Annotated in this window: 11 protein-coding genes and 1 riboswitch; of the genes, 5 read left to right on the top strand and 6 right to left on the bottom strand. The window is 56.5% G+C overall.

The features are described from left to right. Position 1 precedes the first annotated feature (1 nt). Positions 2–844, top strand: a complete 843-nt coding sequence (locus IPM21_14070) for a pyrroline-5-carboxylate reductase (protein MBK9165005.1) — start codon at positions 2–4, stop codon at positions 842–844. A gap of 138 nt (positions 845–982) precedes the next feature. Beyond that, positions 983–1,504 (top strand): hypothetical protein, encoded by a 522-nt coding sequence (locus tag IPM21_14065; protein ID MBK9165004.1) that lies wholly within the window; start codon positions 983–985, stop codon positions 1,502–1,504. Here IPM21_14065 and IPM21_14060 read toward each other — a convergent pair whose 3' ends face one another. The 3 genes from IPM21_14060 to IPM21_14050 all read right to left on the bottom strand — a co-directional run bounded on the left by IPM21_14060 (position 1,505) and on the right by IPM21_14050 (position 4,387). Continuing rightward, positions 1,505–2,371 (bottom strand): 1-acyl-sn-glycerol-3-phosphate acyltransferase, encoded by an 867-nt coding sequence (locus IPM21_14060; GenBank protein ID MBK9165003.1) that lies wholly within the window; start codon positions 2,369–2,371, stop codon positions 1,505–1,507. Positions 2,372–2,615: 244 nt separating this feature from the next. After that, positions 2,616–3,260, bottom strand: coding sequence for a metallophosphatase domain-containing protein (locus tag IPM21_14055; GenBank protein MBK9165002.1), 645 nt, complete (start codon positions 3,258–3,260; stop codon positions 2,616–2,618). Beyond that, positions 3,257–4,387: a saccharopine dehydrogenase NADP-binding domain-containing protein gene (locus tag IPM21_14050; GenBank protein MBK9165001.1), complete on the bottom strand. Its 1,131-nt coding sequence runs from the start codon at positions 4,385–4,387 to the stop codon at positions 3,257–3,259. The genes IPM21_14055 and IPM21_14050 overlap by 4 nt, the downstream gene beginning before the upstream one ends. Before the next feature lie 223 nt (positions 4,388–4,610). Here IPM21_14050 and IPM21_14045 point away from each other — a divergent pair, with 223 nt between their 5' ends. Then, positions 4,611–5,741 (top strand): AhpC/TSA family protein, encoded by a 1,131-nt coding sequence (locus IPM21_14045; protein MBK9165000.1) that lies wholly within the window; start codon positions 4,611–4,613, stop codon positions 5,739–5,741. A 15-nt stretch (positions 5,742–5,756) separates the two neighbouring features. Here the strand turns inward: IPM21_14045 and metH are convergent, their stop codons facing one another. The 3 genes from metH to IPM21_14030 form a co-directional block, all read right to left on the bottom strand. Further along, complete coding sequence (metH, locus tag IPM21_14040) at positions 5,757–9,353, bottom strand: methionine synthase (protein ID MBK9164999.1); 3,597 nt, start codon at positions 9,351–9,353, stop codon at positions 5,757–5,759. A 16-nt stretch (positions 9,354–9,369) separates the two neighbouring features. Beyond that, positions 9,370–9,876: a YcxB family protein gene (locus IPM21_14035; protein MBK9164998.1), complete on the bottom strand. Its 507-nt coding sequence runs from the start codon at positions 9,874–9,876 to the stop codon at positions 9,370–9,372. A gap of 38 nt (positions 9,877–9,914) precedes the next feature. Continuing rightward, positions 9,915–9,990, bottom strand: a riboswitch (SAM riboswitch). Between the two features lie 89 nt (positions 9,991–10,079). Then, a complete protein-coding gene (locus tag IPM21_14030; protein ID MBK9164997.1) occupies positions 10,080–10,715 on the bottom strand; it encodes a DUF937 domain-containing protein in 636 nt (211 codons plus the stop codon). A 101-nt stretch (positions 10,716–10,816) separates the two neighbouring features. Between IPM21_14030 and IPM21_14025 the strand changes: the two genes are divergently transcribed. Beyond that, a complete protein-coding gene (locus IPM21_14025) occupies positions 10,817–12,832 on the top strand; it encodes a hypothetical protein (protein MBK9164996.1) in 2,016 nt (671 codons plus the stop codon). Between the two features lie 141 nt (positions 12,833–12,973). Continuing rightward, the gene (locus tag IPM21_14020; GenBank protein MBK9164995.1) at positions 12,974–13,693 is read left to right on the top strand and encodes a CPBP family intramembrane metalloprotease; all 720 of its coding nucleotides are present in this window, start codon (positions 12,974–12,976) and stop codon (positions 13,691–13,693) included. Positions 13,694–13,879 lie beyond the last annotated feature (186 nt).

The raw sequence follows: 13,879 nt of genomic DNA, 5'->3' as shown, positions 1-13,879 counted from the left end.
AATGTCTGTCACCGAAACAAGCCTCGCTCCCGATGTTAAGGCCGCCTTTATCGGCTGCGGCGTGATGGCAGAGGCGATCGTCGCCGGCCTGCTCCGCGAGCAGATGCTCTCGCCCGACCGCATTTTCGCCTCGCATCCGCGTGAAGAGCGCCGCCGCGAGCTTGCCGAGCGATACGGCATCGGCGTCTCTGCCGATAACCGCGAGGCGGCCGCTTTTGCTGACGATTCGTTCATCTTTGTCTGCGTCAAGCCGCAGCGTCTCGGCCGTGTTCTTGAAGACCTGAAGGACGCTATCAAGCCCTCGGCCACGGTCGTTTCGATCGTCGCCGGAGCCACGATTCACAAGATCTCCGATTCGCTCGGGGCCAAAACGGTCGTCCGCGTAATGCCGAACACGCCCTCGCAGATCGGTGCCGGAATGTGTGTCTGGACCGCTTCGCCGGAGGTTACCGCCGAGCGCCGCGATGCCGTAAAGACGATGCTACGTGCTCTCGGCAAAGAGCTTTACGTCGAGACCGAAAACATGATCGACATGGCGACGTCGCTAAGCGCGACCGGCCCGACCTTTACTTTTATGGTGATGGAGGCCCTGACCGACGCCGGCGTCCACCTCGGTTTCTCACGCGAGGTCGCCAAGGAACTCGTCCAGGAAACGATGCTAGGCTCGGTCAAGTTTGCGATGGAATCCCACAAACACCCCGCCGAACTCCGCAACATGGTCACCTCGCCCGGCGGCACCTCCGCCGAGGCAATTTACCAAATGGAAAAAGGCGGCCTCCGCACCGTGCTCTCAAAAGCCGCCTACGCCGCCTACCGCCGTGCCGTCGAGCTCGGAAAAAAATGACCTTAAGCTGGTTAACGTTTTATTTATTTCCATCCTTTCGGTGATACAATTCCGCCATTCCTACGCGTAGTAAGGTGAACGCTGCCGTTTGCTCCTTCGCCGGCGCGTTCAGACATTCCGAAGATTTGGAGGATCAAAATGGCAGATTGGAGTGAAAAGTTTAGTGCTGCGTGGTTGACGATCAAAAAAAAGGCGGGCGCATGCGCCGCAAATACCGACCTTGAGGAGCTCAAGGCCGCCACCGAACTTGGAAAGAAGCGGATCGATCAGGCTTTGATGGTCGGCACGATGGCTCAGGGAAATTCCGGTGTCTTCGATAAGCTTACAAAGGCAAACGAAGGGCTGGGCAAGATCTCGGAATCGCTCGGCAAGGTCCAGGATATTTGCATCGACGTTTCGGCGGCGGGAAAGATACATGACGCCATCGTAGCTCTCAGCGACGACCGGTTGATTTATGACGACCCTCAGAAAGCCGCGGATTCGTTCGATCTTTTGTTTCAGGGATTCGGCAGGCTCTGCCGGTTTTTGCCGCCTCCGGCAAATGAATGGGGCAAGTTCTTCGAGAGCTTTAATCTGTTCGGAAATGTTCAAAAGAACATTTATAACCCCTATTTCAGTAGGCTCGAAGATATCTCCAATCAGCGCGGGGCTTACAAGTAGCTAGCCGGTTTTCGCCTTGCCGAACTCGGCTCGATCGCTTTCCCCAAGTTCGCCGATCTTCTCCATCAGATGATCGGCGATCTCTTTGTGTGTCCTAAGCCGGTCCGGCTTTTCAAGAAACTCCGAAAGGTCGATCTCTTCGCCGAACCAGATCCGTATCTTCTCGCCGCCCGTCCAGTTTCCCATTATCTGTTTTGGCAGGTCGTTCCCAAGGCCGGCGATAAAGACCGGAATCACCTGCGGCCGTGCGGCGAAAATGATCTTACCAATGCCGGGCTGGGCCGGGTGAAATGAATACGGGTCGTCATTCAGGTTCCGCTTCCCTTCGGGGTGAAAGCCGATGATGTGGCCGCGGCCTTCGGTGCAGATTCGCGTCAGTTCACGCAGCGAAAATTTATCAAACTCGCGTTTCTCCGCCTCGCGTGCCTCGCGAAAAAATGGCGGATACATCGACCACCAGCCCATCACCAGATTGACGAACCAGCCCGCCGGGTTGGTGTAAAAGAACTTCGCACGAACGGGAAAATATAATTCTATTGGCCGCGTCGTCCGCCGGAAAAGCACGCTCGAGACCGTGTACATATCAAAGAACGAGCGGTGATTGGCAACGAGCAAAAGCGGACGCGAATGGTCGGCATCCTCGACGTTCTCAATGCCGAAAACGTTCATCAGGTTATAGGTCGCAAGATAGATCCAGAGCGAGCCGATGTGCCGCTGGCTGAACGTCCAGAGCCGCTTCCACGCACCTTGATTCATCCGCCGCGTTAGCCGAAACCCGGCGCGCTCGACCGGCCCGAGGACCTTTATCTCCTCCGGCTTGGGCTTAAGCGGCGGCTTTCTCTCGGTTTTTTCTATCGCACTCGACATCAATAAAAGCGGTAATTCTACGAAACACTTGGTCCTGAATTTGCGGCTGCTCGGCCGCACCTTTGTGCTCTTTGTGCCACTACTTTGAGCTCTCTGTGTTTAAGAAAGATGTGAACACAAAGCCCACAAAGCGTCACACAATGGTCACAAAGCAACGATCGAATCTGGCCAACTTTTTCTTTAGCCGGACGCAGCGAAAAATGAAGTTTAGCATTTTGAGTTTTGCGGGCCGAAACCGGAAGAGCTAGATATCGATGACGATCGGCTTGTTCGACGGGCGATAGTCCTCATCGCAGATCGAAGCATTTACGAACTTCACGCCGAGATCTTCGTGGACGCCGTAACCGCAGTGAATGTGGCCAAAGACGTGGAGCTGCAACCGGCCAAATTCGGCAATCGCCTCGACGCGTTTCCGCAACTCTTCGCAGCCGGTCTTCTCATCCCAGCCCTGCCGCGGGACGAGATCGAGTATTCCGTTCGGCGGCCCGTGCGTGATCAGCACATCAACATCGTCTGGTATAAGCTTCCACTTCTCGGCCAGTTCGGCCCCGCGCATCAGGTTGAACGCCCAATCGTAAAACCGCGGCTGCCACGGGCTTCCATAGATCTTCAAACCCTCAAGCTCGATCGCGGAATCCTGAAGATAGATGACGCCGAGATCAAGCAACGCCTGAGCATCATCAGGCCGCTGCTCAAAGAGCGTGTCGTGGTTTCCGGCAACAAAGATCTTCAGCGGATGCGGCAGCTCAGCAAACCACCGATTGAATAGCTTGATCTCGTGCAGCGTTCCGGTGATCGTCGCGTCACCCGAATGGATAAGCAGGTCGCCATCCGGGACGGCGACCTGCTCATTGCAATTATGCGTGTCTGAAATGCAGACGATCCTCATTTGTATATGTCCACGACGAATCTGCCGCTCAGAAACTCCGCCGGCTCGATCTCACTCTGAAGCACGACGCCTTTCAGCCCACCGCCGAGCAGCATCATCGCCGATTGGCAGAGCGGCCCCGCGGTCGTCGTCTGGATCGCACGCAGCCGCTTTCCGTTTATCTCAAGCGGCTCGACGAAATATGCCTTCTCGAGCATCCGCCGCCGGCCGGTCGAATCGAACCCATCGACCGAAGCGTGGACGACGACCAGATCGTCCTCGACCGAAGGCACTCGTTCGAGCATCACTTTCTCAAGGTTCTCGGCGAGATGCTCATCTTTCGCGAGCTTCTTTTCAACCGATTCGACCCACGCATAATGGCCCGGATAGCGGAGCGTCTTGTAGTCAAGCTCGCGAGCCTTTCCCTCAAAGAAATCCGGCAGGTCGGCGGCACCGCCCGATGTAAGGTCGGCCTCGTATGTGCGTGCTCCGATGACGATGGCCTCACGCGCCGAAAGTGCGGGACGCTCGGTGATCTTGCCATCGCGGATCACACGCGAGTTCTTCACATATTCGGTCGCAACGCCGATCGGCGACCATGTAAAGCCGTAATAATGCGGCGCGTGGGCATGGGCCGTCAGTGCTCCGACCTTCATCGCGACCCGCTCGACATTCTCATTCTCGTATTTGCTGACAAATTCGCGGTAAAGCGCCATCGCCTGAACATTGATGAAACCCGGAGCGAGACCCGTTTGCAGGATGAAGCCGGTCTCGGCGTCATTTGCGAGCGCCATTATCGCGTCCGTCTCGGCAACGTATTCCGTCAGGTTGGCGTAATGCATCCGGAACTCTTTGGCATAACTCGCCATCCGCGGAGCCTGTCCGCCGGGCGAGCAGTCAAGCAAGACGTCCGAACGCTCAAACGCCGACCGCATCTCGTCGCTCACGCCTTCGCGAAGCATTAACACGGTCTCGACCGCGGTCCATTTCTCCGAACCATCGCACACAAAAGCCTTCGCCTTCGCCAAATTTTCTTCGCTTATGTCACCAAGAATAATAGTGGTCTCAAACTCGCACCACTCGCGCAACAATAACGCAGCAGCCTCGCCGATCCCGCCCGAACCGGCGATAAAAATTGTTTTTGTCATAAATAATTTTGTTCGTTATTAAGTGCGGGAAATGCTATATTTTACAACAATTGGTCCTTTGCCACGAACTCCGCGGGATTCATTTGGACAAAACTTCGCGTCCTTGCTTCTCCGATTGGACTGACAATAGCCTGCCGCTATACTGAGTGCGGGTCTCTGTGCCGCCATTTCGGAACCATCAGGTCATTTTTAAGCGACCCAGCCAAGCCTAAATATAGCTTTTATGACAAGAAGAACCGCCGCCTTCGGCATTTTTGCCCTTTCGCTGCTTTCCGCCTGTTCGCAAACTCCCGAGCCTGTATTTACCATCTCGGGTAAATTGACTGGCCACCGCGAGGGCTCCGTCGTCCTCTTTCGGCAGGATGACCTGAACCGGCGGCAGGAAACACAAGTAGCCACCATCCCAATCGGTCCAGACGGTGCTTTCTCAATGGCGTTCAATAATGAACCGCATCTTTACCGCCTGGATATCTATGGGCGAAAGAGCATTGACCTTGCCATCGGCCGCGGCCAACGGCTGGTCGTTTCCGGCAATGCCGAGGACCTATCGAGCGTAAAGGTCTCAGGTTCGGACGACACCGCAAAGCTCGAGGCCTACGAAAGTTTTCGCAAAGAATCGCTCGGCCGTTTGGTACTCTCGGTGAGAAAGCAGATCGCGGATCTGGAAAAGGCGGGTCGAACTGCCGGTGATCCGGAGTATGCCCGTCTCGCGAGCCTTGAGATAACGAATTACGACAAGCACCGCGATGAATTGATCGCCTTTGTACAGGAAAAGATGGCCGATTCGATCGCCGCCTACGCGACTACGGTCCGCTGGGATGGCGGCCACAATCTTCCGATTCTCGAGTCGATCGCGGCGGCCCTCTCCAATAAGCACACCGGCCTCGCAGTCGCCGAAAGGGTCCGCGAAAAGGTGGATCTGATCAAGCGGAACAACATCGGCGGAACCGTTTCCGAGATCTCTCTACCGGATGCCGACGGGCGGACCGTCCCGTTGTCATCGGTCAAAGCAAAGTATATTTTGATCGATTTCTGGGCGAGCTGGTGTGCTCCCTGCCGCCGTGAGAGTCCGGAACTTCGGGCGATATACGACAAGTATCGTCCCTTGGGATTTGAGATCTACGGTGTTTCGCTCGATTCCGAACGCGATCGGTGGGTCGCCGCGATCGAAGCCGATAAACGCATATGGCCGAACGTCTCGGACCTGAAAGAATACGACACGCCCGTAGCGTTCGATTATTCGGTCACTGCAATACCGGCGAGTTTTCTTATTGATTCTGACCGCAAGGTCGTTGCTCGAAATCTGCACGGGCCCGACCTTGATGCAAAACTCAAGAGCCTTTTCGGCCTGTGATCGACGAACACAGCCCTACTCAATATTAAAGTACTTCGCCTCCGGGTGGTGGATGATTATCGCCGAGGTCGATTGCTCTGGCTCGAGCTGAAATTCTTCGCTCAGTTCTACATCGATCCGGGCCGGGTCGAGCAGCTCGAAAAGCTTCGATTGGTCCTCTAGGTTTGGGCAGGCCGGATAGCCAAAGCTGTATCGCGAGCCTTGGTAGCCCTGATGAAAAAGCTTTGCAAGTTCCGGCGCGTCCGCCCCGGCGATGCCGAGTTCTTCGCGGATACGCTTGTGCCACATCTCGGCAAGGGCCTCGGCCGATTCGACCGACAGCCCGTGGAAGAGCAGATAATCCTGATAGTTATCCGCCTTAAAAAGCTTCGCAGAGTGCTCGCTCGCCCGACGCCCCATCGTGACCAGATGAAACGCCACAACATCGGGCCCGCCACTGTCAGAACCGCCTGCGTCAGCGGGCGGCCAGTTCGCTGGCCTAAAGTAATCGGCAAGGCATGAGCTCTTCCCGCCCCGCTGTTCCATCGGCTGCCGTGGGAAGGTGAAACGCATCCGTTCGGTCTTCAGGTCATCTTCCCAAATGATCAGGTCATTACCTTCCGAATTACACGGAAAATACCCATAGACCAGCTTCGCCTCGAGCAGCTTTTCACGGATCGCCTGTGCCTTGATCTCGGCAAATTTCGGATAGACCGTCTCTTCCAGCAACGCGGCGTATTCCTCCGGCGTCGTCCGGCCCTGCTTGAATTGCCACTGGCCCTTAAAGAGCGCCGTCTCGTTGATGAACGCAAACACCTTCGTCAGGTCGGTGATCTCCACGACCTTTGAGCCATAGAACGGAGCCGTCGGCACCGTCTCAAGCACCGCAACATCCGACCGGTTCGTGTGCGTCGTATCTCCGCTCGAACGCGACGAAACCCTCGCCGCCTCAACGCCCAACTTCGCATCCTCGCCCACGAGGTCTTCAGAATCCGCTATTGTCTGGATCTCGCCAGATTCACTCCCGGCTGATCGTATTTCCGCTTCCGCACCGACCGCCATTCCTATCTCATTTTGCTCTGTGTTCTCTGTGGCGAGATCTTTCTGCGTCAGCTCGTCCATCGCATGCAGCCCGTCGAAGGCATCGCGAGCATAAAAGACGCGGCCATCGTAAAGCGGCTTGAGGTCGTTGTCCACATACTTTCGGTTGAGCGCCGCTCCGCCGAGAATGACCGGCACATTGATGCCGCGTTCCTTCATTATCTGGATGTTGTCGCGCATTATCAGCGTCGATTTCACCAGCAGCCCGCTCATCCCGATCGCGTCCGCTTTCGTTTCTTCCCAGGCCCGCAGGATCTCGTCGATCGGCTGCTTGATGCCGAGATTCACGACCTTGTAACCGTTGTTTGTCAGAATGATATCAACCAGATTTTTGCCGATGTCATGCACATCGCCCTTAACGGTCGCGAGCACCATCGTGCCCTTGTTGGTCGAATCGGCCTTTTCCATAAAAGGCTCAAGAAACTTCACCGCGGCCTTCATCGCCTCGGCCGATTGCAGCACGAACGGCAACTGCATCTGCCCCGCTCCGAAGAGGTCGCCGACGACCTTCATCCCGTCAAGAAGCAGATTGTTGATGATATCGAGCGGCGGATATGTTTCGAGCGCCTGCTTCAACGAATCCTCGAGCCCGATCTTTTCGCCGTCGATGATGTGATGCTTCAGCCGCTCTTCGATCGGAAGATTTGTGATGTCCGGCTTGATCGATTGTGCCGTCTTGCCCTCAAAAAGCTTCGTAAATTCCGTCAGCGGGTCGTACGTACACACCTCGCCGTCAAACTTTCTGCGGTCAAGTATCAAGTCGCGGGCCGTGTCGATCTCTAGCTCACTGAACCGCATCAGCGGCAGGATCTTCGAGGCATTGACGATCGCCGAGTTCATCCCGGCCTCAACGCAGTCATGCAAAAACACCGAGTTCAAAACGACACGCGCCGCCGGCGAAAGCCCGAACGAGATGTTCGAAACTCCAAGTATCTGATTCGCCTCGGGCAGCTCTTCCTTTATTTGCCGTATCGCCTTGATCGTCTCGTCGGCGTTCTTCCGATCTTCCTCAATGCCGGTCGAGATCGGCAATGCCAGCGGGTCGAAAAATATGTCGTGCCCCGGAATGCCAAATTCGGTCGCTTGCTTGTAAGCCCGGCGAGCGATCTTGAGTTTATCGACCGCCGTCCGTGCCATGCCGTCCTCATCGATCAGCCCGATGACGACCGCCGCACCATATTCTTTCGCAAGGCCGAGCACCTTCAGGAAGCGCTCTTCGCCATCTTCGTAGTTCGTCGAATTTAGAATGCACTTGCCGCCCGCGTGCTCGAGCCCCGCTTCCATCTTTTCCCACTCGGTCGAATCGAGCATTATCGGGATCTTGACGCTGGTGACGAGCCGAGCGACCAACTCGTGCATGTCCGCAACGCCGTCGCGGCCGACGAAATCGACGTTGACGTCAAGGATGTGAGCACCCTCTTTCTCCTGCGACTTCGCCAGGTTGACCAGGCCGTCCCAATCTTCGGCGTCGAGCAGATCGCGCATCTTCTTCGAACCAGATGCATTTACCCGCTCGCCGACTATCAGGAACGAGGCGTCCTGCGTATAGGGCTGCTGGAAATATATCGAGGCCGCCGCCGGGGCGAGTTTCGCATCGCGCACCTTTGGAGCTAGGCCGCCGACGCGATCGATCACCATCTTCAGGTGCTCCGGCGTCGTGCCGCAACAGCCGCCGACGATGCTTGCCCCGAGGTCTTTCGCAAAGTGTTCGACCTGTGCAGCAAAGCTCTCCGGCGTTTCGTCGTAGTGCTGCTTGCCGTCCTTCACCTCGGGCAGGCCGGCGTTTGGCAGCACCGAAACCGGCATCGGCGAGTTCTCGCAAAGATACATGAAGCTATCGGCCATCTGCTTCGGCCCGGTGCCGCAGTTCATCCCGATGACGTCGATCGGGAAAGGCTCAAGCGCTGTCAGTGCCGCACCGATCTCGGTCCCGTTGAGCATCGTCCCGAAAGTTTCGATGGTCACCTGAGCGATGACCGGCAGCCGCATCTTATTCGCGGCAAAATGGTCAAAGATCGCCGCGAGTGCGGCTTTCGTCTGCAAAAGGTCCTGGCACGTTTCTACGATCAGAATGTCCGAACCGCCGTCGATCAGCCCGCGGACCTGCTCGACATAGGCTTTCTTCAGGTCGCGATAGGTAATGTGCCCGAGCGTCGGAAGCTTCGTTCCCGGCCCGATCGACCCCGCAACGAATCGCGGTTTGTCCGGCGTCGAGTAATCATTCGCCAACCGCTTCGCAAGCTCGGCCGCTTTTTTGTTGACGTCATACGTCTTTTCGACGATGCCGAACTCCGCCAGCACGACCTCGCTGCCGCCAAAGCTGTTCGTTTCGATCACGTCACAGCCGACTTCCAAGAAGCTGCGGTGCACCGTCTCGATCGCGTCCGGCCGCGTGTAGAGCAGATTCTCCGAGCAATTTTCAAACTCCGGCCCGCCCCAGTCATCGATCGACAGATCCAACGACTGCAGATTGCTCCCCATCGCCCCGTCAAAAACGACGACCCTTTGTTTTAATAGATCAAGAAAGTTCATAGGAAAAACTCGAAGCTCATTTTCGAAAATTCTTAGAAATTAGAGACCTCACTATTTCAATCTGCCCCGAATCGTCGAAAAATCGTTTCGGTACGCCGTAGCAAATATTTGACTGGATATAGAAAATGAAGTCGTCCCGGGTCTCTACTATTTTCTTGTATGCGGTCCATCTAGTCTTTGAGCTTGCTCTCGGACCGTCGATTTCAACGCCTTCGTCGTCGAAGGTCATCGTCACGAATTCGGCCTCGGCCGCGGCCTTCTTCGCGTGGGCCCTAAGTGCGACGTACACGACGAAAACGACAAAAAGAGGGACAAACATCGAGGTAATGTAAATAGCCAAGCGAAGATCATTTTCGGGATCTGCCGGTGTTGATAAGCTTGCGTAGAATGAAAACGAACCTAGTACCAAACAAACAAGGAAGATCGTGACAATTAAGGTCCTGCGGCGCGTCCGCCAAAGAAGACGAGAAAAATCCGCCTCTTCATTAAGTACTTGAATCGAGATTCGCTGCTCCAAATCCATATAAAAAACTCTGTACCAGTACAGCACAGAGCTTCATGAAATATTGACCTCTCTGCTGTTTAGCCGCTTGTTTTACGTGGCCGCAAGTCGCAATAACTCACCACGCGTTGAAAATATAAGGTTAGTCTCCTGCTTTCTATAAGTCAATCAACAAACGGGGCCGCGGCATTGGCAAATACGGGGCCTTCGTTGGCTAATATCCGTTAACGCTTGGTCATGTAGTTCAGGGCCATTGAGGCGATGTCGTCCATCGAGCTGCCGTCACCATCGCGGTCGAGCATTGACGTGGCGAGGTCTATCATCGAGTTGCCGCTCGATTGCGGAGCAGCCGCCGACTGCCCGCCGAGTAAGCCGCCGAGCAACCCGCCGAGCCCATCGGCACCGACGCCCTGCTGCTGCTTTTGCTTGCCGAGATATCCCATCACGAGCGGAGCGAGCATCATCAATATCTGCGCTACCTGGCCCATATTGAGCCCGGTGTTTTGGCTCACCTGTTCGACCACCGGAGCTTGATTCGTGCCCAAAATATGGTTAAGCATGCCGCCGGCGTCGAGCTGTTTCGGCGTCGGCTCCGGCGTCTGGAGCTGGCCGAGAATCATGCTCCCAAGCCCGCCGAGATTGCCGAAAATGCTGCCGTCGTGGTCGCGTTCGAGCGCCTGATCAAGGCTCTGGGCCCCCTGCGGGTCGGCCGCATTGTTCGCCAGGCCGCCGATTATCGCCGGCAAAGCCATCTGAATTGCCGAGTTCACCAGCGAAGGCTCGGCCCCGACCGTGTTGCTGATCTCGCCGAGTGCCGCGTTGCCCTGGTCCTGCCCGAGCAGGTCTTGTAATGAAAGCATTATCCTGTCCCTCCCGAAAAGTTCGTTTGAAATGTGTTTGTAACTTGTAGGAAGATAGTAGCAGAGTCCTTCGTTTTCGGGCAAATTTTTTTTCTTCTCGGGTGCCTAGTAATATCTCATCAAATCGCCTTCGCATCCTCGCTGCGTTTTTTATCGCGGCCGCGGTCTTGCTTGCCGCCGCCTGCTCCGAAACGATTACGCCGTACCAATTTTCGCGTGTCTCGACCGCCTATTCATTTGAAGATAAGCTCGCCGAACCCTTCGGCATCGCCATCCGCGATGGCCGCGTATTTGTCTCGGACGGGCAAACGGGCGAGGTCCGTTCATTCATTCCCGGCGATGCCAAGGTCAAGATAACGAAAGGCTTTGACACACCGTCCGGCATCGCCATCGGCCCAGTCGGCGAGGTTTTTGTCACCGATCCAGGAACGAATACGATCAAGCAATTCACATTTGGTAAAGAGCCGTCCGATATCGCGGGCCGTGCGGGCAGTCGCGGCTTTGCCGATGGCCCCGCGGCGGAGGCTCTCTTCAATGGCCCGACCGGCGTCGCCGTTTTCCCCGATGGCCGCGTCGCCGTTGCCGATACTTACAACGACCGCATTCGCATCATCGAGAACGGCTCGGTCCGTACGCTCGCCGGCAGTTTGAAGGGCTTTGCCGATGGAACCGAGGCGCGATTTGACACTCCGCTCGGAATCGCGATCTGGCGGGGCGACAAGATCCTCGTAGCCGATTCCGGTAACCGTCGGATCCGCGTCGTCGAACCCGACGGCAGCGTCTGGACCCTGGCCGGCGATGGCGACTACGAGCTTCGCGATGGCTCGCCCGCGTCGGCTTCGCTCGTTGGCCCGACCGCCGTCACGGCCGATGAGGAAGGCCGCATCTTTATCGCCGATGGCAACGCCATTCGGGCCATCGGCCTGCGGCCGTTCCCATATCTCGAAACCATCGCCGGCGGCGAACGCGGCCTTGCCGACAATCGGCCCCAGCTCGCCCGCTTTAATCGTCCCTCGGGACTCGCTTTGCTCGGCCGCACTCTCTTCATTGCCGATAGCGACAACGCCGCGATCCGGATCGTCCATGCCGAGAAGGCTGAAACGGGACTAACGATATCGAACGGCGGAGTTCCGCTGACCGCCGCCGAGTTTCGCTCGCTCCAGCCCGGTCGCTGGCCTTACGACCCGCCCGAGCGGACCCGTGAAATTGCCGGCACGCTTGGCGAGATCCGCGGCGAGATCATCGACCAGACGTCCGAGGCGTGGTTCCACAACGGGCTCGACATTCCCGGTGCCTACGGCGAAACAGCCACGTTCATCCGCGACGAAAAGGTCCTCGACCCGCACGCCGCAGAGAACTTCGGCACCCTGCGTGAGTTGCTCCGAATGCCGACCATCGGCTACGTTCACATCCGTCTCGGCCGCGGCTCGGACGAAAGCCGTTTTAACGACCCGCGTTTCCTTTTCGAACTCGACGCCGCGACCCGCAAGCCCATCTCCGTCCGCGTTCCGCGCGGTGCGAAGTTCAAAGCGGGCGAGCCCATCGGCACGCTCAACGCGATGAACCACGTCCACCTCATCGCCGGCCGGCCCGGTGCCGAGATGAACGCGCTCGATGCACTTATTTTGCCCGGCGTTTCGGACTCGATCGCTCCCGTGATCGAGGAAATACGGCTGTTTAATGAAAGCTGGATGGAGATCCCGGCGGAAAACGAGCTCGCCGCAAAAACCCGCGTCGTCGCCAAGGTTTACGATCGCAAGGACGGCAACGCCGAGCGCCGACGCCTCGCTCCGTATCGCCTCGGCTACGAGCTGATCCCGGCCGCCGACGCCGCCGCGGCTACAAGTTCAAAACCAAACGCCTGGACCATCTCGTTCGAGAAAATGCCATCGCATCGCGCCGTCAAATTTGCCTACGCACCCGGCAGCCGTTCCGGCGCCACCGGCGAGACCATCTTCAACTTCGCGGTAACGAACCGCGTCGATGGCGACACCTTCAGCGAAGCCTTCATCGACCCCGCCACGCTCCCGCCCGGCAACTACATCCTCCGCGTCTTCGCCGCCGACTTCTCCGGCAACACCACCCAAAAAGACCTCCCCATAACCCTCGGCCGTTGAAAACCATCAAACGGCGCTCCATCGCCCCGATTGCGAAAACGATTTCGAGTTCCTTCTAGTTCATCCTATAATTTCCCATTCGCGGCCCTTAACATCGTGATCCGAGAAACCCTTGTAAAATTCCGTTCGGACCTTGTAGGTTTGGACAGCAAAGTTTTGGTCGCCCTTCTCTACACGGCGTTTGGGCTGTCGTGCATTTTCTACTTCAAGAATCAGCAGGCGGTCGCGGCGTTTCTTGAGGGCACGAGCCTTGAGAGTTTTGGCCAGTGGATCGCCTATTCGCCCGAGAATAATCTGCCTGGACTCGGTTGGTGGTCGTTGGTCGTGACGGTGTTCTATTTCGTACTTCCTGCCTTGATCATCAAGTTTCTATGGCGTGCGGATCTGCGTGACTTTGGCCTCAAGCCGCGTTTGGAGCCCGGGTTTTGGAAGCTCCTCGCCGTGTGCACCGCAATCATGCTGCCGATTGTCTATCTGATGTCGCTGACCGACGGCTTTGCGGCGAAGTATCCATTTTTGCAGGTTTACAACGGCGAGCCGTACATCGGGCAAACGCTGCTCATCTGGGAACTGATATACTTTCTCCAGTTTTTCGGGCTCGAATTTTTCTTTCGCGGATTTCTGGTGCACAGCCTGAAACCGTCGCTCGGGCTCTATTCGATCTTTGTGATGACCGTGCCTTATTGCATGATCCATTTCAGCAAACCGATGCCCGAAACGCTCGCCGCCATCGCCGCAGGCATCTTTCTCGGCTGGTTAAGCTACAAAAATGGAAGCATCTGGCTGGGTTTAATTCTGCACTGCACGGTCGCGTTATCAATGGACATCTTCGCCCTGCATGCAAAAGGGTTGCTGTTTTGATTTTTGAGTAGAAGATCGATTTCACGTGGTAATATTGTAAAAGACAGTGGTTCATCGGATGAGTCAAACTGAGATCGAAAAAAGGTTTGGAGCCCTCGAAAAGAAAGTTTCCACGTTGAAGGACAAGTTCCAACGTATCGAAAATGCCGAACCGTGGTGGAGACAGCGCGTTGGTCTGTTCGCTGC

This window comes from Acidobacteriota bacterium (genome assembly GCA_016716435.1).
Taxonomy (GTDB): Bacteria; Acidobacteriota; Blastocatellia; order Pyrinomonadales; family Pyrinomonadaceae; genus OLB17.
Note: the sequence above shows the minus strand (reverse complement) of the source record. Positions and strands in the feature narration are given on the sequence as shown.